The organism is Lysinibacillus sp. RC46 (genome assembly GCF_041262385.1).
Lineage (GTDB): Bacteria > Bacillota > Bacilli > Bacillales_A > Planococcaceae > Lysinibacillus.
The window spans coordinates 80,349-102,469 of the sequence record NZ_JBGCCF010000001.1; the positions used below are offsets into that span (position 1 = coordinate 80,349).

The 22,121-nt window shown below is 35.5% G+C and carries 22 protein-coding genes and 1 riboswitch; of the genes, 9 read left to right on the top strand and 13 right to left on the bottom strand.

The genetic code is table 11. The features are described from left to right. The first annotated feature begins 154 nt into the window (after positions 1 to 154). Genes ABH966_RS00470 through ABH966_RS00480 form a run of 3 tightly spaced genes read left to right on the top strand, consistent with a single transcriptional unit; the run spans position 155 to position 2,844 of the window. Positions 155 to 610: a type IV pilus modification PilV family protein gene (locus ABH966_RS00470; protein ID WP_370075092.1), complete on the top strand. Its 456-nt coding sequence runs from the start codon at positions 155 to 157 to the stop codon at positions 608 to 610. Beyond that, positions 603 to 1,172 carry a PulJ/GspJ family protein gene (locus ABH966_RS00475; protein WP_370075093.1) on the top strand — a complete coding sequence of 190 codons (570 nt, stop codon included), beginning with the start codon at positions 603 to 605 and terminating at the stop codon, positions 1,170 to 1,172. Before ABH966_RS00470 ends, ABH966_RS00475 begins: the two co-directional genes overlap by 8 nt. A 22-nt stretch (positions 1,173 to 1,194) precedes the next feature. Further along, on the top strand, positions 1,195 to 2,844 hold the full coding sequence (locus ABH966_RS00480; RefSeq protein WP_370075094.1) for a hypothetical protein: 1,650 nt from the start codon (positions 1,195 to 1,197) through the stop codon (positions 2,842 to 2,844). A 153-nt stretch (positions 2,845 to 2,997) separates the two neighbouring features. Here ABH966_RS00480 and ABH966_RS00485 read toward each other — a convergent pair whose 3' ends face one another. The 7 genes from ABH966_RS00485 to queF form a co-directional block, all read right to left on the bottom strand. Continuing rightward, positions 2,998 to 4,533, bottom strand: a complete 1,536-nt coding sequence (locus ABH966_RS00485; protein WP_370075095.1) for a DUF7305 domain-containing protein — start codon at positions 4,531 to 4,533, stop codon at positions 2,998 to 3,000. Next, entirely contained in the window at positions 4,534 to 4,953 is a 420-nt protein-coding gene (locus tag ABH966_RS00490) for a hypothetical protein (protein ID WP_370075096.1), read from the bottom strand. Positions 4,954 to 4,997: 44 nt separating this feature from the next. After that, on the bottom strand, positions 4,998 to 5,441 hold the full coding sequence (locus ABH966_RS00495) for a type IV pilus modification PilV family protein (RefSeq protein WP_370075097.1): 444 nt from the start codon (positions 5,439 to 5,441) through the stop codon (positions 4,998 to 5,000). 342 nt (positions 5,442 to 5,783) lie between these two features. Continuing rightward, positions 5,784 to 7,889 carry a DUF2339 domain-containing protein gene (locus tag ABH966_RS00500; protein ID WP_370075098.1) on the bottom strand — a complete coding sequence of 702 codons (2,106 nt, stop codon included), beginning with the start codon at positions 7,887 to 7,889 and terminating at the stop codon, positions 5,784 to 5,786. A 94-nt stretch (positions 7,890 to 7,983) separates the two neighbouring features. Next, positions 7,984 to 8,235 carry a phage holin gene (locus ABH966_RS00505; protein WP_370075099.1) on the bottom strand — a complete coding sequence of 84 codons (252 nt, stop codon included), beginning with the start codon at positions 8,233 to 8,235 and terminating at the stop codon, positions 7,984 to 7,986. Positions 8,236 to 8,594: 359 nt separating this feature from the next. Beyond that, a complete protein-coding gene (locus ABH966_RS00510) occupies positions 8,595 to 9,230 on the bottom strand; it encodes a queuosine precursor transporter (RefSeq protein WP_370075337.1) in 636 nt (211 codons plus the stop codon). Beyond that, positions 9,230 to 9,730, bottom strand: a complete 501-nt coding sequence (gene queF / locus ABH966_RS00515) for a preQ(1) synthase (protein WP_370075100.1) — start codon at positions 9,728 to 9,730, stop codon at positions 9,230 to 9,232. The genes ABH966_RS00510 and queF overlap by 1 nt, the downstream gene beginning before the upstream one ends. A 318-nt stretch (positions 9,731 to 10,048) precedes the next feature. On the opposite strand from queF, the gene ABH966_RS00520 reads away from it, so the two are divergent. From ABH966_RS00520 to ABH966_RS00535, 4 genes are all read left to right on the top strand, one after another. Next, positions 10,049 to 10,366, top strand: a complete 318-nt coding sequence (locus tag ABH966_RS00520; protein ID WP_370075338.1) for a GntR family transcriptional regulator — start codon at positions 10,049 to 10,051, stop codon at positions 10,364 to 10,366. A 3-nt stretch (positions 10,367 to 10,369) separates the two neighbouring features. After that, the gene (locus tag ABH966_RS00525) at positions 10,370 to 11,236 is read left to right on the top strand and encodes an ABC transporter ATP-binding protein (protein WP_370075101.1); all 867 of its coding nucleotides are present in this window, start codon (positions 10,370 to 10,372) and stop codon (positions 11,234 to 11,236) included. Then, entirely contained in the window at positions 11,233 to 11,916 is a 684-nt protein-coding gene (locus ABH966_RS00530; protein ID WP_370075102.1) for a hypothetical protein, read from the top strand. The genes ABH966_RS00525 and ABH966_RS00530 overlap by 4 nt, the downstream gene beginning before the upstream one ends. 91 nt (positions 11,917 to 12,007) lie before the next feature. After that, positions 12,008 to 12,610, top strand: coding sequence for a DUF7010 family protein (locus tag ABH966_RS00535; protein WP_370075103.1), 603 nt, complete (start codon positions 12,008 to 12,010; stop codon positions 12,608 to 12,610). Between the two features lie 207 nt (positions 12,611 to 12,817). On the opposite strand, the gene ABH966_RS00540 is transcribed toward ABH966_RS00535, so the two are convergent. Together ABH966_RS00540 and ABH966_RS00545 are read right to left on the bottom strand one after the other, a co-directional pair. Then, a complete protein-coding gene (locus ABH966_RS00540; protein ID WP_370075104.1) occupies positions 12,818 to 13,375 on the bottom strand; it encodes a hypothetical protein in 558 nt (185 codons plus the stop codon). A 155-nt stretch (positions 13,376 to 13,530) separates the two neighbouring features. Beyond that, the gene (locus tag ABH966_RS00545) at positions 13,531 to 14,886 is read right to left on the bottom strand and encodes a YjiH family protein (RefSeq protein ID WP_370075339.1); all 1,356 of its coding nucleotides are present in this window, start codon (positions 14,884 to 14,886) and stop codon (positions 13,531 to 13,533) included. An 896-nt stretch (positions 14,887 to 15,782) separates the two neighbouring features. On the opposite strand from ABH966_RS00545, the gene ABH966_RS00550 reads away from it, so the two are divergent. Beyond that, a complete protein-coding gene (locus ABH966_RS00550) occupies positions 15,783 to 16,190 on the top strand; it encodes a hypothetical protein (RefSeq protein ID WP_370075105.1) in 408 nt (135 codons plus the stop codon). 146 nt (positions 16,191 to 16,336) lie between these two features. Here the strand turns inward: ABH966_RS00550 and glnA are convergent, their stop codons facing one another. The 3 genes from glnA to ABH966_RS00565 all read right to left on the bottom strand — a co-directional run bounded on the left by glnA (position 16,337) and on the right by ABH966_RS00565 (position 19,628). After that, positions 16,337 to 17,671 (bottom strand): type I glutamate--ammonia ligase, encoded by a 1,335-nt coding sequence (glnA, locus tag ABH966_RS00555; RefSeq protein WP_370075106.1) that lies wholly within the window; start codon positions 17,669 to 17,671, stop codon positions 16,337 to 16,339. 83 nt (positions 17,672 to 17,754) lie between these two features. After that, positions 17,755 to 18,129, bottom strand: coding sequence for a MerR family transcriptional regulator (locus ABH966_RS00560; protein WP_370042727.1), 375 nt, complete (start codon positions 18,127 to 18,129; stop codon positions 17,755 to 17,757). Between the two features lie 248 nt (positions 18,130 to 18,377). After that, positions 18,378 to 19,628, bottom strand: coding sequence for a methionine gamma-lyase family protein (locus tag ABH966_RS00565; protein ID WP_370075107.1), 1,251 nt, complete (start codon positions 19,626 to 19,628; stop codon positions 18,378 to 18,380). A 277-nt stretch (positions 19,629 to 19,905) separates the two neighbouring features. Between ABH966_RS00565 and ABH966_RS00570 the strand changes: the two genes are divergently transcribed. Then, on the top strand, positions 19,906 to 20,511 hold the full coding sequence (locus ABH966_RS00570; RefSeq protein ID WP_370075108.1) for a trimeric intracellular cation channel family protein: 606 nt from the start codon (positions 19,906 to 19,908) through the stop codon (positions 20,509 to 20,511). A 107-nt stretch (positions 20,512 to 20,618) separates the two neighbouring features. On the opposite strand, the gene cobT is transcribed toward ABH966_RS00570, so the two are convergent. After that, entirely contained in the window at positions 20,619 to 21,674 is a 1,056-nt protein-coding gene (gene cobT, locus ABH966_RS00575; RefSeq protein WP_370075109.1) for a nicotinate-nucleotide--dimethylbenzimidazole phosphoribosyltransferase, read from the bottom strand. Between the two features lie 114 nt (positions 21,675 to 21,788). Further along, a riboswitch (cobalamin riboswitch) is annotated at positions 21,789 to 21,965 on the bottom strand. Positions 21,966 to 22,121 lie beyond the last annotated feature (156 nt).

Sequence of the window (22,121 nt, forward strand, 5' to 3'; positions counted from 1 at the left end):
ATTATTAATGTGTAATTAAAATCATTAACAACACATTGTCAATAAGGTAAACACCCTATATAATGAGGTTATATTTACCTACACAATTCCGAATCAAGCTTATTTAATCAACTTTTCTAGATAAAAAAACTATTAGATCGGAGGCGAGTTTTTTATGTTGATAAAATCACAGAGAGGATTTTCTTTAATCGAAGTAGTTGCATCACTTGTATTAATATCCATTATTCTCTTATCCTTTGCCCAAATATTTATATCTACGAATAAAACAGCCACAGTAAATACCGAAAAATTAGTCACTGTAAATTTAGCCGATGCTGTATTAGCTAAATTAAAATCTGACCCCCTTACCAAAATAGCTACAAAAGACTTAAATGATTATTTTAAAGATACCGGTGAACCACCAGATGCCAAAAAGAAAAACCCACCTCTCGAGATAGATTTAAACGGAAAAACATATACAATTACATATACCCCTAGTCAAAATTCTAATAAATATGTAAATTCAGATTTCACAGAAAAAGATTTAAATCTAATAAAAGTAGTTGTAACAGTAACTTCTCAAAATGGAAAAACAAAAGGCTCGTCGGAAGGATATGTTTCAATTGAATAAATATATTAAGAATCAAAATGGTTTAACACTAATTGAATTACTCGCAACGATTGTTATTCTAGCAATCGTCTCCACCCTTATCTTTTCAATCCTTGTGAAAACTTTAGAAACTAATCAAAATATTCAACAAGAAACTATGCTTAGAGATGAAGCAGATATAATCATAAGTAAATTTATTAAAACCCTCTATACAACAAACCAAAGTCATATTGTAAGGAATATCAGTAATCAATATATTGAAGTAACCAATGATCTGTCTAAATGTAAAAAAAACGATGATGGTAAATGGACTATTACTAGCGAATGCGAAAAGACTCTTGAGCCTATAGGATTTAAAACTGAAAATAGCACTACCTATATCTATTTTAAAAAGGAGAAATATAAAGTTCAAAACAGCAACATTGAAATTTCTAAAAATTCAGAAATAACAGGAAACCCTACAGTTGAATCCATTTACACAATCAATTTAAAGCTTGAGATTATAAAAAAACGTTCAGGTAATGACCAAACAAAAACTATGGAATTTAAAAATCAGATTCAACCTATTGTAAGCTCAAAATAGTTTAAATAAAGGAGATTGTCATATGAAAATTTTCCGGCAAAATGAAAATGGCTATTCATTGTTAATAACATTTGCAGTCATCATCATCTTCACTATACTCGGTTTGAGTCTTATCACTTTAACGTCAAGCGGTATTACAAAAAACAACACTCGAGAGGAAGTAGTACAAGCTCAAGATTTATCAGATAAAGGGATAGACTATGCCGTTAATGATATTCAAGCTGTTCTAAAAAAAGAAATTAAAGATAAACCAATGGGAAAGACTGCATTCGAAACCTTCCTCGTTACTACCTTGACTGCTACAAAGCTAAGTTGCTCGCAAGGCATTAACATCCCTGCAGAAAATGCTAATCAAACAAACGTCTGCATCGAGAAAGTAGAACTAATTTCAAATGAAGAGAAGGATCGTTATAAACGCCTAGTAACATTTAAAAGTACGGGAAAAGTAAATAGTAAAGAGCATATTACATATTCACAGATTATTATCGGTACAGATGCAATTCCAGATCAATTACGCTACGCTGTTTCAACGAATGACGAGGGGAATCTTTATTTACATGGTGGTGTTGAAATTCAGGGAGATATCAAAACAGATGGTCATTTAATTATCTCTGAAAAAGCCCATTGGCTAAAAAATAATATTGCACAATGGCCAGATAGCGTTTTTCCCAGAATAATTCCAGACTCTAAAAGTGTTACCCCAAAAATAATTATGAGGGAATCAGAAAAAAATATATATTATGTAAATAATACTGTTGATTATCCTTCACACATATCTGGCAACACAAACTATTTAAACGGTTCTAAATATATAAAATTCACCCCTTCAAATCCTGCTACAAAAAGCGAATTACAGAATCGTTTGTTTTTAACGAAAAATGTATCCCTTGTAACAAAAAGCCTACCCGGAGATAATCTTGAAATAACAGAGAAAGTTATACCTTTGTATACAAATAAAAATTATAATAAAAACTATCCTACTGGCTTAAGTGTCTCGAACACAAATCACGAAACATCTAAATTTAATAGAGACAATATCATTTTCATACATGGAGAAAAAGAAGAATGTAATACTTGGGGTTTATTTGGATGCAAGAAAACCCTCGATAGAGGAAATTTTAATATTAATGGAAGTGGAAAAACCTTAAATTTGTCGGGCACCTATTTTATTAATGGAGATTTCATTGTAAACAATACTAATTTACGTAGCGATGCCATGCTATATGTAAATGGTAACGTTGATATTAAGGATAGTACTTTAAATGGAATAAATTCAAATAGCACCCTCTTTATTTTCGCAACAGGGGACATTTCAATTAGTAATATTTCTGTTGATAGTGCTACGCCTAGTATGCTTAAAGGCTTTTTCTATTCAAAACAAAATATGATTATGTATGGCGTTGGCTCGAATATTAACTTGTATGGAGGAATTTCAGCAAGACGAACAATTCTAACTGCAGTACGTGGTAATAGTCAAAACTATACTTATGAAAGCTCTAAAAACCAAAAAGAAACCGTTATTACAAATGGTGTTGAAGTACCTAAAAGGAATTCCAGATTGAAAATAACCTATGACGAAAATTTAATAGCTCAATACACATCCTTTAAACGTGATGAAGAAGAAGAATTTATTACTGAATTGAACGAACCCGAGACAATTAATCGTTATTAAAATAAGGGTTGTTTAGAAAGTCTGATTTCACACAGTCATTTTAAACAACCCTTTTCCAATATTTCCTCAAGAACAGTCCTGACAAATCGAAGAGTATAGGTTTTTTAAAAGCTATACAGTTAGGCTTAATGCGCGTTTATTTATACGTGATATTTAGTCTACTTCAAGCATACCATTAGAAATTGTTAAATTGTTATTTTCTTCAAAAATTAAGCCACCATTTGATATTGTATCTTCAATCGTTTTCTGTTTGTAAGTAACAGCTGGATCTCCACTAGTCTTTACTGTATGAGCCATTATTCCGCCTATAACTGTTCCTGATCCCCCCAATAAGACTCTTGCGTTAGGGGCATATATATATAAGTTGTGATTATAAGACCCTCCTTCAATAGTGATATTTGTTCCACCTGCATATATATTTCCTTGTACACTACCAGAACCATCAATTTCTATATTGGCTGATTTAGCATATATAGAGGCTTTTGTTCTTGTATTACCAGTAAAATTCATCGACGAAGTGCCTGCATAATATATACTTAATTGGCCTATGTCCCCTGTATTATTCATACTTGAATCCCCCTCTAAATCAAAAGCATTCTTTATGTACAAAGTTAATTTACCACTTCCTATAATATTTAAATGACCTTGAGAGAAGTCAAAGTTATCTATAAATAAATTTTTGTCTGAATTACCGACATCAATCGTTAATGTATTATTCGAAGCAACCATAAGCGTCTTTACGTACATATCCTGAGAAATCGGAAGAATACCACTGAAATTTGGAGTACCATTTATCTTTCTATCCCCATCAATCTTAATTGAATTTTTATCTAATGAGAGTTGTCTTTGCTCCCCATCGATTGTAACTTGTATTGAATTCGTATAGGGTCTTGTGCTTAAATTAGTAAATTGATTATCTGGGAAAGGTGGTAATATATCTTCAGGAAATGCAACATTCCCTATAATCTCATTTGTAATATTGATCCAGTCTGGTTTTGAAAACTTATCTGAAGTTGTTCCAATTTTTCCATTAATTTTTGTTTCATCTTGTGTAATATCAATATTCCCACTTTCAGATACAACATCCCCTTTAAACTTACCGCCCCCAAGTTCGATGTTTTCAATAGCGTGGATAGCAGCGGCATTTGAAAAAGTAGGGCCAGTTTCCGTTCCACTTCCTAAATTAAATGTAATTGTTTGCACTACGGTTCTTGTTTTCTTTCCAATATAACCAACAGATGTTATTTTATATTGCAAAGGTTCTGTATTTTCTTGAACAATTGTTACATTCGCAATAGGCTTTTCTTTAAATTGTTCATCAAAGGTGACTGTAGCAGTATATGATGATTGAGTATTCTCTTCAAAGATTTTTTTTAAGCTACTTTCAAATGCATCTATAAAATCTAACTTAAATTTTTCCGGCTTTCTTTTATCAAGAGGTAGCTTATTGAAATCCTTTCTATTTTGATCATATGTAATTTTAGCTAATTGTTCTACTTTGCTTTTTGTACTGTTTAAACCACCTTCTGCAATGAAAAATACAGATTGGTCATCTCGCTCACTAGTAGAAATCTTTAATGAATTTGCAGTAAGTGTTAAAAGCATAATTCCAAGAACTGATAGTAAAGCAATTGCCAAAATTGCTAAAAGTAACGAATACCCATTTTCTTGTTTTAGATATTTAAACATCTAGCTACCTCCTCTGAAATATATAGTTGATGAAAAGGGCTTATTATTTGGCGTTGTAATATCAATAATTATATGACTCCGTTTATCTTTAATTTTAAAATCAAGTACATTCACTGCAATTATTTCATCATCCCTTGCAATTGTCTGATTATTTCGATGAAATACGTAGTTATATTTTTGATTATTTTGATTATTCGTTAATATATATTCTGTACAATCATCAAAGTCTTTCGTAATAATTTCTGTAGACTTACGAGTATCTTTAGTGACAACTTTCAAAATATAGGTTGCATCAGATAATTGTACACTCGATTTCATTTGTTTATCGCTAGTATTCATCCCATTCGTTAAGATCGACATTAGAACAATAGAAACGAGCGTAACTATTATGGTAACAGCCAAAACTTCTAGTAAGGTCACGCCTCTCTCATTATGAAATTTAGACATACGCACCACCTCTTTCCTTATAAGCTAAAGATATTTTGCACTTTTGCTTTTAATATCTTCCCTCTTGAATCATAGACTTCGATAGTAATCCTAACTGTTTTTTCCGGCGACATATCTTCAGCTTTCACTATTATGATTTCCTTATTTTTAGCATTTACGGGTGTTACTTTATACTGAGTTGTATTACCGCTCGATTTCTCTTCATCCTTTTCGTATGGAAAATCAGATTCCCAAGTTTCGATTTTGGTGGATTTGAAGTAGTTATACATTTTCTCCATTTCCTTTTGCGCTAAATAGGTTGCATCAATAATTTGTTCAGAGCTTTTTCCTGTTTTATTCGATTGAATGAGTAAGCCAAAAAAGGATAATAAGATGATAGTTATTATAACTAAAGAAGCAATAACCTCAATTAAAGTGAATCCCCCTTGACTGTTAAATAATTCTCTATTTTTACGCTTCATTTCCGCCCTCCTTCTGCCGATAATACTTTTATTGATATAAGATATCAATAAAAGTCTATTAGTCTTAAACACTATAATAACAGTGCTTACAGTAAATAAAGTTTCCTAGTTATTTAATTAAATACTATTTTATGATAATTACACTATTCCATATATAAACAATATTTACAAGACCACTTCTTCATATGAATATATATATTTTCAAAATTTTCCATTCCCAATAATATGTAAAGCGAACTACGTTTAAATTACAATAAAAAGCAATACGATGTAAAAAAACGTTTACCCCAAATTAAGGTAAACGTTTTTTGTGAAAACATACTTAGTGTCTAAATAATTTATTCATTTCCTCAACAACCTACCCGACAACAGCAACCCAATCCCACCAATTGTAATAAACAGGACTGCTCGTATTAGTAAGTCTAGAGCGGACAAATCAAAGAATATAAGCTTAATAAACGCAATAACTAAGATGATAAAACCTGTTATGCGTAATGTTCGTAAGTTGCGCACGTTGCTAAGCCAAAGCGAGATACTTGCTGTCAGGAATAATGTAATCGTTGAGAAGGCGATGCTTAGCTTCCAATCAAGCAAACTGTTGTAGGAAAGTTGGGATATGAGACCCCAAACAGATATCATCGTAAGCACCACACCTGCACTTACAATTGGATCAAGAAGTTTCTCTATTTGCTCTTGATAGCTTTGATAAATGCGCCCTTTCATCAGTAAATCGATCATAATTGCTACGATAACAGCAATATATACGATTCTTGTTACTATATTTAACCACTCAACACCTTGCATATTGTACGGAATTATTTCAAGCATTATTGTGAAGAGAATGAAAAATACACTGAGGACTGGCGTTAATGCGCGCCCTTTGTATTTTGTTGGTACTAAAAGTGATCCCACGAAAAGTAAAGCGAGGATTATACACATTAGATGCGGAATATTACCAGCACCTGCAAAGTACGTTCCATCTAGCTTTCCGATATAAGCTAAGAAATAACCAGTCGTTATTACTGCTAAAAAATCAATCACATATAGTTCCTTCATTGCCTTTTCAAATGCAGTCTGTGTCTCTTTTGGACGTCTTGCATATACATAAATAATCAGGAGATATATTCCTGGCATGATCAAGCTAACATGGTCTATGCTGAAAAATGGTGTTGGCTCATGAATTATAAAGCTTAAAGCGAGTGTAATCATAAATAAAAATGAGCTGACAACCTTCATCATACTAGCTCGTAAACGTAAACTCATCATTACGCCCGCAAAGGTAATGAATGGGATGAGCAAATGATCCACTTTCTCCGGGAAATTCATAACTAGTAACGTATTACATAGTGTAATAAATGCGAGTGTTACGGCACTATCAAATGCCTCCTGCCATTTTTGCTTATAGCCATAACCCGCTAAAGCTGCAAACAAGAAAACTAATATGAGTAATAGTGCTTCACTATATTCAATAGGACTAATGATAAAGTTCAAGAGCAATAAACTAAAGGCTCCTAGGCTAAATTGAAGTCCAACGTGAATATATTTCAATTTAGACTCTGCATTATATAAACGGCACCAACTCGTGTAAAAAATAGATAAAACAACAAGGAAACCTATTGCAAAAACAGCTCGATTGTCATGATTCATAAACGCTATAATGCTGACCGCTAGCACTGAGAAAAAGGTTGCTATATAGAGCGCCAATTTCTGCTTGTGTTGATGAATGACAAATTGCAGCATCGTAAATAGGACAACCACATAGATTAAAATAATTATTGGACTAAAATCCATATATTCTAGTAAATAAGGTAGTAATAATGAAGTAAACGCTACAAATATTGTTAGTACTTCATTTTTCTTTAAATAGCTAATAGCAATACCGTAGCCGATATAAACAACGGCAATAACAAGTGCCATCGTTAAACCGATGATTTCATACAATATCGCACTAGCCGCTGTTGTTAATATTCCAACAATAAACGCTCCGCCGTACAAAGAAATCGTGATGGCTGAGGATCCTATTTTTTTATGCTCCAACACATAAGCTGTTGCTGCTAAAGCAAGCGATAATGCGTAGGCGAGGATGATTTTAACCTCATTCGATAAATAGCCATAATCACTCACAAGCTTAAGACCCCAAAGCACCCCCATCACTAAAATTACCATAAATACTTTTGGAAGTGCCCACATAATACGCTCTTCCAACGTTCGCTGTGGCTCCATCTTTTTTTCTGGAGCTGGCATTGTTTTTGGCTTTGGTTCCAAGTTTGAATTTGGCTTTAGGTTTTGTGCTAGTTTTGGCGTAGATTGTTCAATAATGGATTTTCTGGCGTCCAATGTACTTGTTTTAGCAACAGATTGCTGACGCTTTAAGCCCTCTAATTCCTGCCGTAGATCCATCATTTCCTGCTCGAGCATGGCAACTCTCCGCTCCATTTCAAGCGACATTCAATCATCCTCCCTGCATTATCAATTTTTTAACATTATAACATATTTATCCTTATTGTAAAATTACACTTTTGATTTATTTTTACTCCCCTGTTTATCTAGGTCTTCGATACATTAAAGCACGTTGACTATCACTGGTTCCCCGCGTTGTTGGATCTACAACAACTCCTAATAAAACGAAAATTGATAATACGATATTTAAGATGGTCATTGCCTGATCACTCATTGCACTCGTTAAATCGTAGCCAAAAATAGCTGCTACTTGTTGTGCGAGTAATAAAATCAACGAAAATAGCGCAAGTAAAAATGGTTTATGCTGAAAACGGATCATCCAGTTAATTCTCATATATACTCACCTCCTCCCTTCTCATACACAGTATATGCTCCGCCGCATTACTGCACATATGCAAAAATGGAGCTATAAACGTAGAGTAAGAGGGATTTTTATACCACAAATATTATGAAGTACAAATTTGCAACGCTAGTTTTCGCAAAGCACACACTAAAAAGCCATCTCAGGTATGAGATGGCTTCTAGTTGTTGAAAATCTATTATGTTAATGAAATTAAGTATAGCTCTTCGGCAAACTAGGGGTTAATTTCAGTTCCGATTGGGCGTTGTTATTGCTAAAGCAGAGAGTTACGAAGGTAAGCGACACAACACTTCTTATATCCCCATTTTTGTTTTTCATCACTTTGAATCATCTCAATAATGAGATGGTTCAAAGCCTTTACGTTTATCAAATCTTCGCGCAACGAAAACTAGCCCATAAACAAGTGGAGTTGCTACAATGGACGCAAAAAATTTAAACAAATACTGTGTTATAAATAATGTCAGTAACACTTTAATTGGCATTATTCCATAAAAGGCTATCGTAATAAATAATGCCGTATCGATGAGTTGGCTTAGCATCGTAGAAGCATTGTTTCGAAGCCAAAGCTTACCGCTTCCATGCTTTTCCTTAAATTTATTAAATATCACTACATCCAAATTAACACTGACCGTATAGGCTACAAGACTTGCAATAATGACGCGCATACTGCCGCCGAGAATTGTCTCAAACTCCTGTTGATGACCAAAGGCTTCTGCAGGTGGTAGTGCAATGGCTATCGCGATAAAGCATGCCGCAAACACCTGTGCCATAAGCCCTGTTCTTACCGTGCGACCGCCCGCTTCTTTGCCATATACTTCACAAATTACATCAATAAGAGGATACGTAAAAATAATTAAAATCGCTGCTGCCGGAAGCATTATCCATTCGCCTATACTAAACACTTTAACAGCTAAAACATTTGCTAAAATTAAAAACCCTACAAACAATCCGTTTAAATAGTAAAGCATCAACGATTATCCACCTTTTCAGGATACAGATCGTGGTTCATCAAACGATGCTCCGCCATTTTTTCATATTTTGTGCCCGGGCGACCATAGTTACACCATGGATCAATGGATAGGCCACCACGTGGCGTAAACTTGCCCCATACTTCAATATAGCGTGGCTCGATCAGCTTAATTAAATCATTCATGATGATGTTAACACAATCCTCATGGAAATCCCCGTGATTACGGAAGCTAAATAAATAGAGCTTTAAAGATTTACTCTCTACTAGCTTTTTATCTGGAATAAAAGATATATACATTGTCGCAAAGTCAGGCTGCCCTGTCATTGGACATAGACTCGTGAATTCCGGACAATTAAATTTCACAAAAAAATCGTTTTTCGTATGTAAATTGTCAACTGCCTCAAGTATCTCCGGAGAGTATTCAAATAAATACTTTGTGTTTTGGTTACCTAGTAGGGTTAAATCCTGTAATCCTTGTTCTTCATTTCTTCCTGCCATAAAAATGCCTCCTCAAGTTGTGAGAAGTCCATTACGCATTAAATCTAATAAAAAAAACGCCATATCCGCATTTTTGGGATATGGCGTAAATGACGTCATCCATAGTTTTTTATAGAGGGTATGCGCTATGAACCTCTTTCTTATTCGCTAGTAATATTAACTTAATGAATGCATTCCGTCAACTAAATTTTTCATAATTTAGCATTGACAAAAATATCCTATCGTTATATGGTTAGTTACATAAGTAATTAACCAGTTAACATAAGGAGGTGGATTGTAATTCACTCTTTAAATAGCGAAAAGCCCATTTTCCAGCAAATACGCGAACGAATAGAGGATGGGATTTTAGATGGCCACCTACAACCAGAAGATCGCATTCCATCTACAAATGAGTTTGCAAAGGAATATCAAATTAATCCCGCAACAGCTGGAAAGGGCGTGAACGAATTAGTGGACAAAGGCGTAATTTATAAAAAACGAGGTGTCGGCATGTTTGTTAGTGCTGACGCTCGCGAAATATTAATTGCGGAGCGTAGAGAAAATTTTTTTAATCAACATATAGAGCCATTGAAGAAAGAAGCAATAAGATTAGGTATTTCAGATGTAGAATTACAAAATATGTTACAAAGGGGTTAACGTATGAAAATTGAAGTGAGAAATGTTAGTAAATCATATAGACATAAGGAAGCTTTAAAAAATATCTCTTTTACAATTGAAGGACCTAAAATCATTGGGTTTTTGGGCCATAATGGCGCTGGCAAAACTACATTCTTAAATTTATTATCAGGACTTATTGCTACAACTAACGGGAACATCACTGTCAATGGAGAAAATGTATTTAATGTACCTTTAACTCTACGTGATATTTGTTTTGTTGCAGAGAGTGAAAACTTTCAAGAGGAAATGACCATTGCACAAACGTTAAAGGCGAATAGCTTCTTTTATCCAAAATGGGATGGGAATCTTGCAATGGAGCTACTAGAAGTTTTTGCTCTAAATCCAAAAGATAAGGTTCGCAGCTTATCAAAAGGAATGGTGTCTGCGTTAGGCATTATTACAGGTTTTGCGAGTAATGCAGGTATTACGATCTTCGATGAGCCTTATATCGAACTTGATGTTGCTGCTCGAAATACTTTTTATGATTTATTGATTGAACAACAAACCGAAAATCCAAGACTTTTTATTTTGTCTACACATTTAATTGATGAGGCAAGTGGGCTATTTGAAGAAATACTTATTTTACACGAAGGACAATTACTGCTTCAGAAAACATCGGAACAATGGCATGAGCATATTGTTGCAGTAAAAGGTAGTGCTTCTGATGTCGAGCAAGCAATACGTGGTCTAGAAGTTATTTACAAACATACATTTATGCAGGAGCTAACTGCAATTGTATTCGCTGATGGTCAATCCATTGAAGGACAGAATATTATGCTTGAACGTGTTTCATTACAGGATATGTTGGTGTATTTAAGTAAACAGCAGAAAGCGAGGGCTATTAAATGAATACAGTAAAGGGTAGTTTGTATGTATTATTTCAAAGCTATAAAAAACAAATTATAACTTTTTGGTGCATTTTATTTTCAATCGTCCTATTTTCGCTTTTCATAGATACTTTTTTTGAACTTCATAATTATTCTTTTTCCATCATGATTTCTATACCTGTTTATATCTTTTCCAGTGTCATGGCAGCAAAGTTACTAAATAAAACCTTGTCTTATTTTTTAAGGCTTGGTTTATGTCGCATGCAATTTATGTTCAATGTGGGGTTCTTTTTCATCTGTTGGAGCTTAGTAGGTGCCTTCATAATTGGTTGTACACAAAAAATAATTACTTTCGTTTCTAACATATTCATTATTCATCCTATTTTATTTTTTAATAATTCCCCATCATTTTTACAAACGATGGCATTGGATACTGTTTTACTGCTCTTCTTCCTAACAGCTGGTCTTTTATTGAATGTTGTCTTTTATCGCTTAGGAACTGTTGGTGGTTACAGTTTTATCGGGTTACTAGTCTTAATTCCCATTGTTACAATTATCTTCAAGTGGTATTCTTCTTTGTTTGACCTACTATCAAATATATCTACCTTTACTTTATTAAGTAGTTTATTAATTTTTAGTATATTACTTTACTCAATCATAACAATGGCAATCCGAAATGCTTCGGTCAATCCAGCAGCATAATTCTAGAAGCATTTCGGAATCCTGTTTATTACGATAACTATAAGCTGTTATACTATGAGAATTTATATTACTTTAAGAAGGAGACATTAATATGAGGATACCATTTGTACCTAATAATGTTATGGTTCATAGGGATAGGTTCGATTTTATACAGCAATATCGCGGCGGTGGTTTTATGCTCATAGCTGGTTCTATATATTGGCTGTTGGCATTTGCATTAACTTACGTTCTTGATGAAACTTTATTAACCAAGGTTTACATATGGGGTGGTTTATTAGTCCCGATAATAGGAAGCCTATTTTATAAATTGTTGAAAATGAAAGCAAATCCAAGCCAGTATACATCATTGGTCGGATTTGCTTCAGCGATAACTGTTTGTTGTTTTCCAGTACTGTTATTAGTTAATCAATTAGATTCGACAAAGATATTGCCAATCCTTTGCATTATTAACGCCACACATTTAATCATTCTTTGTTGGGTTCATCTAGAGTATCTATATTTCATTATGGTGATGGTGGGTGTGTGCCTCAGTATGGCGTTCATCTATTCCATCCCAAGTGTATACGTACACTTTATTTGTTTGATATGGGGGTTAATCTCCCTAATATTTGGAGTAATCATTCATATTAATTCAAAAATACCTCTCAAAGGCTATGATTATCAAATTATAGATGAAAAAGTGTATGGTATATAAAAAGTATGAGCATTTGACTTAACAGGTAGGAGAAGGCCTTATTGCTAGATGTTTTTGTCAAATACCATTAAAAAGTATCGCCTAATTTTATATAATCTGTATCACCAAATAAAAAGCATTGGGAAATCAATACCCAATGCTTTTTCGATGTTTTTAAGTTTATTGAGTAAAATCACATCTTGAAGTAAAGGACTTGGCATTTTTATATTAACCCTGTTCATCCTCTTGCGTTGTGTAGTCAATAGAATTGGCTATGTCTACTAAAACTTCAGGTGTTACCTTATTTGAAACCCTTTTATCAATCCACAGCATATATTGCCAATCTTCTCTTTTAAATGCAAGTACATTGAAACCTGAAATTTCCATATAATTTGAAGTCGTTCCGTTTTTCAACTTGTATGTCTTTACTATATTTTCTTTTTTAGATGGATACTTAAACTGAATAGGTCGAACCGTTATTTTATAATGATGCTCAGGAAGTTGATGATTAATAAATGTCGCTTCAAAAAAATCGTTCATGTCACCATCAAGATCATTAAAACGACCAAAATGATGTGTAAAACTAATAGAAGGTACTCGAAGTGGTAGCTTTAGCCCTTGATGATAGTGCCGTTCAAAATCGGAGGCAGCTGCTTCAACCGTTTTATAGCCTATTTCAGGATAAATTTCTTCATAAGAACTGAGCGAATCATTGATATAGGCATCACTTGGTTGAGAAAATAATAAATAACAGGAACTTAAGCAGAGAGAAAAAATTCTGTCCATTTTATCACCTCAGTATCACTTTAAGTGTAGTTTTTCCCAACTCAATGAAATTATGTGTCAAGTTGTATTCTGTTCAATTTATTCTTTTAACACGCATTTAGATAAGAAAAAAGCAATTGTTCGCGTTAGTAAATTCGAACAATTGCCTTTTTAGTCTAAAAGAGTATATGCGCAACTAATGCTGCGATTGGTAGTGAAATAATCGTACGTATTAAGAAAATTACAATTAGATCTAAAAATTTAAGTGGAATCTTTGTACCTAAAATAAGTCCACCGACTTCAGACATATAAATAAGCTGTGTCACAGAAACGACAGCAATTACAAATCGTGTAGTGTCAGCTTCAATCCCTGCCCCTAAAATTGAAGGTAGGAACATGTCAGCAAAGCCAACAACCATCGTTTGTGCTGCCTCAGCTGCTTCTGGTAAACCAAGCACTGTTAAAATAGGTTCAAACGGCTTTCCTAAAAATGCAAAAACATTCGTAAATTCAGCAAGCATTAAAGCAACCGTACCAAAAGCCATAACAACCGGTGCTACACCAACCCATAAATCCAAAACATTTCTAATTCCATCTTTCAAAAATTGACGTGGGTCACGATTTGCATGCGCAACGGCTAAAGCATTTTCTAAGCCATGTGACACAGAATTATAGCCTTCTGGTAATTCCTCACGCGATGGATCTACTGGTGTACCGTCGATATAAGTGTCTTCTTTGTTAGAAAGTGGGAAAATTCGTGGCATTACTATCGCTAACACAAGACCACAAAGGACAACCGTTAAGTAATATGGAATAAAATAGCGTGACAAATGCACTGTATCTAACACTACGATACAGAATGTGATGGATACTACCGAGAAGCTCGTTGCAATAATGGCAGACTCTTTTTTCGTGTAGTTCCCCATTTCATATTGCTTACTCGTCATAAGAACACCAATTGTTCCATCTCCAACCCACGATGTAAGTGCATCAACCGATGAGCGACCAGGGCTTTTAAAGAGAGGACGCATGATTTTTACCATCATCGTTCCGAAAAATTCAAGCAGGCCGAAGTTTGTTAAAAACGGTAATAGAATGCCTGCAAATAAGAAAATCGTGAATAAAAATGTTACTAAACCATCGTCTGGGTTCATTAATAATCCACCAGTATTTTCATTATTAATCGCCGATGGTCCAAAATCAAAGACAACCATTGAAGCAAATACTAAACCAATGACTCTTATAATTGTCCAAAACCAATTTACATAAAATAATGTCTCTAAAATACTAGGCTCTTTTGAATTATTTCGTGGAATAAATTTGGCAATAAGTGAACCAATTGCCGAAATCGCGAATATAATTATAGTAAAATAACTAATAACCGGAGCAACAAAACCTGCTAGTAAATTTGCTAAAATAGCAATTGGAACTTTCCATCCATCTTCCGTTAAGACTGGTGTCATAAATAACAGGACACCAATAAGAGACGGAATTATGAAGAAAAAGTATGTAGAAAAAGGATATTTTTTCATCATTTAAAGCCTCATTTCTCTAGGTTTTTTCAAAGTTTTATACATCAAGCTTGTTAGTTATGGACTGATCAATTATGCCTCGGCATAATTGCGTCCGGAATCGGCTTTGTGCTTAGGCCTGCGTGACACAGGTCAGTTAGCCGTTATCGCATGGATGCGATGATCTTAGGCTAACATCCTATGTGAACTCCTTTCCGATTCCGTGACATCCGCCAAGAAATGTATATCTATACTTTAATCAGCGGGAATTTCTTATTCCTCACTGAACATTAGTCTTTACCTCTCAGGCATTTACGAGCCGTTAATCTCCCACCTATATTCTTTACTTTCGCTGAATTTCGATGCGGGATTCTTGTACCTGACGCTTCGCTTTTGATACAGATCAATTACTGTCGTTAATGCGAGATAAAGATAGAATACGGATAAAATAAAAAAACATCCCTCTAAAAAGTAATAAAGGAATGTCCAAACATACTTTTTTATAATTAACATCCGCAATGCAAAATCTCTATTCTTTAAGTCATAGCTATAAAATATCATAAGCCAACAATACATCGGTTAATTCTACAACAAAATGCATTTTTATTCAATCCATAAAAATTTGTTATTGTTATAATTCTCTTTTAATTATCCACACTTCTTCTTAGTATCATTATCTTTCGACAAAGATCAATTAAGCCTTGCATAATTGCATCCGGAGGCTTTAACTTCTCTCAGCAGGTGTCCAAACATCCGCTGAGAGAAGTTAAAGCTTGGTGAAACTCTCCATTAATCATACCTATTTTGATTGCCTAAGAGATTTAACTAGCCCTTAATAGGCATACAAATAGACCATACTGTCTTTCATCTCATATGTTAATTATGAACCACAACTTATCAAAACAGGAGGTTTTACCATGCATAGACGTATGCATCATCATCATCATCATCACGCAGGTCCACATTGTTGTCCACCGCAGCATTGCCCAACTCAATTTGAACAACCACATTGTTGTCCACCAGAGGAATATGTACGCACTAATTACATCCATACGGTCGTACCTCATGTACAACCAGCACATATTACAACAGTTAACAAACATATAATTGATCATCAATATCATTTCCCTTGCACTGAATGTGTAGTGGAAGAATGTTGCGAAACACACACACTTTGCGAGATGCCACCTGAGCCTTGCCATATGCCACATCATCATATGGGACATCATCATATGGGGCACCATCACATGGGCCATCATCATATGGGTCATCATATGTGCCATCCTATGGATCATCATATGGGTCATCATCATATGGGCTATTAAAAAATATGCGATGAGGTTAGTAATACCTCATCGCTTCATTTTTTTATAGCATACTCCTATGAAAATACCTATTTCTATCTTTACTATCGATCTCTTAATTTCATAAGAAAAACCGAGCACCTATACTAGGCACTCGGTTAATATTTTTAGTACATTTTTAAATATTGATCGCGTTCCCATTGGTGTACTGTTGTACGATACATGTCAAACTCGATTTCTTTTGCTTCTTTAAAGTTTGCATAAATATGCTCACCTAAAGCTGCTTGAGCTACTTCATCTTTAGCAAGTAATGCTAAAGCATCATCAAGTGCTGGTGGTAAGTTTGCGATACCATTCGCTTTACGCTCTTCATCAGACATCACGTAGATGTTTCGATTAATAGCAGCTGGTGGTGTTAAGTTTCGACGGATCCCTTCAAGACCAGCTTCTAAAATAACAGCCATCGCTAAATACGGATTAGCAGATGGGTCCACAGAGCGTACTTCTACACGAGTTGAAAGACCACGTGCTGATGGGATACGGATAAGTGGTGAACGGTTTTGAGCTGACCATGCTACATAACATGGCGCTTCATAACCTGGTACAAGACGTTTATAAGAGTTAACTGTTGGATTTGTCACAGCTGTGAAGCCTTGAACGTGGCCAAGCACACCTGCCATGAATTGCATTGCTGTTTCAGAAAGGCCTAATTCAGTAGATTCATCGTAGAATGCATTCTCTTTACCTTTAAATAACGAAACATTAAAGTGCATACCAGAACCCGCTTCACCGAATAATGGCTTCGGCATGAATGTAGCATGTAGACCGTGTTTACGTGCAATTGTTTTAACAACTAATTTGAACGTTTGAATATTGTCACAAGCTGTGATTGCGTTTGCATATTTGAAGTCGATTTCATGTTGTCCAGGAGCTACCTCATGGTGAGACGCTTCAATTTCAAAGCCCATTTCTTCTAGCTCTAATACGATATCACGACGGCAGTTTTCGCCAAGATCAGTTGGTGCTAAGTCGAAGTAACCACCGTGGTCGTTCACTTCTAATGTCGGTTCACCTTTTGCATCTAATTTAAATAAGAAGAATTCTGGCTCAGGTCCTAAATTGAAGCTTGAGAATCCCATATCTTCCATTTTCTTAAGGATACGTTTTAAGTTGTTTCGTGGGTCACCAGCAAATGGCTCGCCTTTAGCAGTGTATACATCACAGATGAAACGTGCTACTTTCCCTTTTTCAGAAGTCCAAGGGAACACTACGAAAGAATCTAGATCAGGATATAAATACATATCTGATTCTTCGATACGTACGAAGCCTTCAATGGATGAGCCATCAAACATCATTTTGTTTTCTAGTGCTTTGTCTAGTTGGCTTACAGGAATCTCAACGTTTTTGATTGTGCCAAGAATATCTGTAAATTGTAGACGTATAAAGCTTACGTTTTTTTCTTCGATTAGACGTTTAATGTCCTCTTTAGTGTATTTACCCACAGTTTTCCACACTCCTATAAATTGTCTAGCTTTTTATTATTACCCTACTCTATTAATAAAGAAATGAATGATGTTGCTTTTTATTAATAGAATCGAGATAAATCCCCACGTCGGATGGATGATTTTTGCATGCGCTGCGCTTGACGCACTTCTTCACGCATGATGTGACGTAATTCTGAGTCACTTAAATCACGTTCATCTGTTGAAACAGGTTCATTCTTTTTAGCGAACAGCTTTTTAATTTTCGCCATGTTCATACCCTGATCCAAATAATCTTTAATTTCCAGCAGTGTATCGACGTCATTTAATGAAAACATTCGACGGTTGCCTTCTGTTCGGTGCGGCTCAATTAAATGGTGTTCTTCATAATAACGAATCTGACGTGCCGAAAGCTCTGTCAATTGCATTACGATATTCATAGATAATAACGGCATAGTTCGTCTAATTTCACGACTCATTTAAGTCCCCTCCAATACCTGCTAATAATATAACGAAAAATTTACACTGTCAACCACTCATGTAAGGTTTCCTAACATGAGATAAAATAATTTTTTTGAACTGACGAAAAATTGTAAAAAACTAAGTTTATGATCCTAACGTAGGAGTGATTTCTGCTAATATACGTTTTAACAAAGGTCACCTTCAACTTTTCGTCCATCAATAAAAAAACTATTCAAAATGGAAGTTTTGAATAGTTTTTCGTTACCTATTTTTGGATTTTTTGAACAGCACTACAAATTGCAAATTTTACGTGCTCGTATGTTAACCCACCTTGAATAAATGCTGTAAATGGCGGACGAATAGGACCGTCTGCTGTCAGCTCAATACTTGAACCTTGAATGAATGTTCCAGCTGCCATGATGACATCATCCTCATAGCCAGGCATATACGCCGGTTCTGGTGCATAATGCGCATTAATTGGTGAGTTCGCTTGAATTTCACGGCAAAAAGCAATCATTTGTTCCGCGGTTTGGAAAGAAACCGATTGAATTAAATCTGTACGATTAGCATCATAGCTTGGTGATGTATTCATGCCAATTTCCCCTAGCATAGCAGCTGTGAAAATGGCACCTTTTAATGCTTGAGATACTACATGTGGTGCAAGGAAAAATCCTTGATAGAAGTCACCAAGCGTATTTAATGTTGCTCCTGCTTCAGCACCAATACCTGGTGATGTCATTCGATAAGCACATTTTTCTACTAAATCTGCACGCCCCGCAATGTAACCACCAATTTTCGCTAAGCCTCCGCCAGGATTTTTAATGAGCGAGCCTGCTATTAAATCAGCCCCAACCTCGGTCGGTTCCTGTGCCTCAACAAATTCACCGTAGCAATTATCAACGAAAATAACCGCATTTGGTGCTAATTCACGGATTTTTGCACACATTTCTGTAATTTGCGAAATGGTAAAGGATGGGCGTGTTGCATAGCCTTTCGAACGTTGGATAGCAATCATTTTTGTGTTTGCTGTAATTGCAGCTGCAACACCTTCCCAATCGATCTCTTGATTATCGATTAAATCCACATGGCTATAACCGATTTTATAATCTTTTAACGAGCCAGTATCCTTATCGCCACCATCAACTATTGATTGCAATGTATCATACGGCTGACCCGAAATATAAAGTAATTCATCACCTGGACGTAGTACTCCGAATAAGCTAAGTGTAATTGCATGTGTACCAGAAATAATTTGCGGACGTACAATGGCAGCCTCCGCTCCAAAGACCTCTGCATAAACTCGTTCTAGATTGTCACGCCCCTCATCATCATAGCCATAACCATTAGACGGGTGCAGATGATAATCACTAACTTGATGCTTTCGGAACGCAGCAAGCACTTTTTGTTGATTGAAGAATGCCATGTCTTCTACCTTTGCATGAAAAGGGCGTACCTTTTCTTCTATTTTAGCAGCTAATGCTAGTGTTTCTTCTGATAAATTGGTTGTAAAAGTCATTATGTTCTTCTCCATTTCACATTTGTTCAAATCTTATCTTATCAATTTGTGAGCTTGCCTGCAAAGCTTGCTAATTTCATTAGGCACTAAGCTAAATGACCAACTAAATCTATTTAATTCTGTTATAATAAGGTATTTGATATCTGATAATTCCGAATCAAAAGTCGATGCTTTTCTTTGCAAAAACTTCTAGATACAAAAAAAGGTAACTTTAATATTTTCTAGTAACTAATCTACAACAACATGAAATGATTTATTCACATAAGGGGTGAAAGGGTTGGCTTGGGAGGTTTTTAGTATCATTGGAACAATTGCCTTCGCAATTTCCGGGGCAATAATTGCAATGGAGGAAGAATACGATTTATTCGGTGTCTATATACTCGGTATCGTAACTGCTTTCGGCGGTGGAGCTATACGAAATCTACTCATAGGTTTACCTGTAACAACATTGTGGGGTCAAGATATGATGTTTCAAATCGCCATTGCAGCCATCACAATTTTTTTCTTATTTCCACATCGTCTCATTCAGCATTGGCATCGCTGGGGCAATTTCACTGATGCTATCGGATTATCGGCATTTGCGATTCAAGGTGCCCTTTATGCTGTGAAGCTCGACATGCCTATTAGTGCCGTTATTGTAGCTGCTGTCTTAACAGGGTCAGGTGGTGGAATTGTTCGCGATTTATTAGCTAGACGTAAACCGTTAGTTCTTCGTGATGAAATCTATGGTGTTTGGGCAGCGCTAGCCGGGCTTATCATCGGACTTCAACTATTTTCAGGGGATATCTTTTTATATGTATTATTTGGAGTGATCACAGTACTAAGAATACTTTCATACATGAAGAAATGGCGTTTACCGTTACGGAGGTTGAATCGAGCATAGTTATACTGTTGCATAATTAAAAAGCCCAAATATCAGATTTGGGCTTTTTTGAATTTATAAATTCCTTATTTATCACAAACTCCGTACATCCTCAGCAGCGACTAAAGTTAATCTTTCAACAGCAACATAGCTTCTTCTAAAGTAGCCATATTTTTCATCATAGAGCATGCTGCGTCTAAAATAGGAAAGGCTAAAGCTGCACCAGAGCCCTCACCCAATCGCATATTCATCTGCAACATCGGTTCAACTCCGAGCATTTCAGCAGCAATTTTTGCACCTGGTTCTTCAGAGGCATGAGATGGAATGATATAGTCTTTTACGTTTGGTTCGAGTTCGTATGCAATAAGTGAAGCAATAGTAGAAATAAAGCCATCAATAACAACTGGTTTACGATGTGCAGCTGCGGCAAGTATTACTCCAGCCATAGCGCCTATTTCTAATCCACCGACCTTTGCAAGAATATCAATAGCATCATCGCGATTTGGTTTATTTAATGCAATAGCATTGTGAATGACTTCTACTTTATGTGCTATCCCCCCTGGTCCTACTCCTGCACCAAAGCCTGTCACTTCATTTGGATGACATTCGTGAAGAACCGATAATATTGCAGCACTTGGAGTCGTATTACCGATCCCCATTTCGCCTGTCCCGAGTACATTGATTCCTTTTTTAATTTCTTCCGTTGCTACCTCAATTCCTACTTCAATGGATTGAATGGCTTCTTCCCTTGACATAGCAGGACCTTTTGCCATATTGTCCGTGCCATATTTAATTTTTTTCATGATAACACCAGCATCATGTGGAATATCCTCTTTTACACCAACGTCTACTGTAACAATTTTTGCATCTGTGATTTTTGCGATAGCACAGACACCTGTTCCTCCTCTAGGAAAATTTAATGTTTGAAAGACCGTCACATTTTGTGGATTAGGTGTTACCCCTTCATCACAAACACCATGGTCTGCTGCACAGACAATTATCGCCTTTTTATCAATCGCAGGAAATAGGTCTCCTGTAATTCCAGATAGTTGTACAGCAAGAGCCTCCAGTTTCCCCAAGCTTCCAGGAGGCTTGCAAAGTGCATCTATGCGTTCCCTTGCCTTCTCCATCATTTTGTGGTCAGCACTTTGAATGTTTTGAATCGTCTGTTGTAATAATTGCATGAAAATTTCCCCTTTCTTTTTTGCCCTTGTTACTCGAAGAATGATTTAGAGAAAAAAATAAAAAGCCTGTAGTTTATTCCATAACAAATAAACTACAGACTTTTCCATCGTCTATATAACCGAAGCAGATAGGCAGGTCTCCTGGCTCAATTTCAACATTTCATAGAACCTTCCCAGCAAGACGCTAGTGGCATTCTCTATGAAACTCCCTTTTACAGTGGTGGGACCGCTAAAGCTTTTCACTTTATTCCCTATTCTCCCGCAATGGGCACCTAATGCTTTTATGCAATTACTTTAAATCTACGTCAAAGTGGTTTTTGTGTCAATATATTTGATTAAACGGAAAATTGTTCCAGGCATTCCTTCGAAAATTGATTCATATCGCGCCTACCCAACCATAATCCATTTTTTCTAGGTAAATCCCTAATCGTTCACAAGTAACGGATG

Excerpts from the sequence above, each read along its gene's own strand:
- ABH966_RS00470 (WP_370075092.1), top strand. The coding sequence starts at position 155 with ATGTTGATAAAATCACAGAGAGGATTTTCTTTAATCGAAGTAGTTGCA.
- ABH966_RS00480 (WP_370075094.1), top strand. The coding sequence starts at position 1,195 with ATGAAAATTTTCCGGCAAAATGAAAATGGCTATTCATTGTTAATAACA.
- ABH966_RS00485 (WP_370075095.1), bottom strand. The coding sequence starts at position 4,533 with ATGTTTAAATATCTAAAACAAGAAAATGGGTATTCGTTACTTTTAGCA.
- ABH966_RS00495 (WP_370075097.1), bottom strand. The coding sequence starts at position 5,441 with ATGAAGCGTAAAAATAGAGAATTATTTAACAGTCAAGGGGGATTCACT.
- ABH966_RS00500 (WP_370075098.1), bottom strand. The coding sequence starts at position 7,889 with ATGTCGCTTGAAATGGAGCGGAGAGTTGCCATGCTCGAGCAGGAAATG.
- ABH966_RS00505 (WP_370075099.1), bottom strand. The coding sequence starts at position 8,235 with ATGAGAATTAACTGGATGATCCGTTTTCAGCATAAACCATTTTTACTT.
- ABH966_RS00510 (WP_370075337.1), bottom strand. The coding sequence starts at position 9,230 with ATGCTTTACTATTTAAACGGATTGTTTGTAGGGTTTTTAATTTTAGCA.
- queF (WP_370075100.1), bottom strand. The coding sequence starts at position 9,730 with ATGGCAGGAAGAAATGAAGAACAAGGATTACAGGATTTAACCCTACTA.
- ABH966_RS00525 (WP_370075101.1), top strand. The coding sequence starts at position 10,370 with ATGAAAATTGAAGTGAGAAATGTTAGTAAATCATATAGACATAAGGAA.
- ABH966_RS00530 (WP_370075102.1), top strand. The coding sequence starts at position 11,233 with ATGAATACAGTAAAGGGTAGTTTGTATGTATTATTTCAAAGCTATAAA.
- ABH966_RS00535 (WP_370075103.1), top strand. The coding sequence starts at position 12,008 with ATGAGGATACCATTTGTACCTAATAATGTTATGGTTCATAGGGATAGG.
- ABH966_RS00540 (WP_370075104.1), bottom strand. The coding sequence starts at position 13,375 with ATGGACAGAATTTTTTCTCTCTGCTTAAGTTCCTGTTATTTATTATTT.
- ABH966_RS00545 (WP_370075339.1), bottom strand. The coding sequence starts at position 14,886 with ATGAAAAAATATCCTTTTTCTACATACTTTTTCTTCATAATTCCGTCT.
- ABH966_RS00550 (WP_370075105.1), top strand. The coding sequence starts at position 15,783 with ATGCATAGACGTATGCATCATCATCATCATCATCACGCAGGTCCACAT.
- ABH966_RS00560 (WP_370042727.1), bottom strand. The coding sequence starts at position 18,129 with ATGAGTCGTGAAATTAGACGAACTATGCCGTTATTATCTATGAATATC.
- ABH966_RS00565 (WP_370075107.1), bottom strand. The coding sequence starts at position 19,628 with ATGACTTTTACAACCAATTTATCAGAAGAAACACTAGCATTAGCTGCT.
- cobT (WP_370075109.1), bottom strand. The coding sequence starts at position 21,674 with ATGCAATTATTACAACAGACGATTCAAAACATTCAAAGTGCTGACCAC.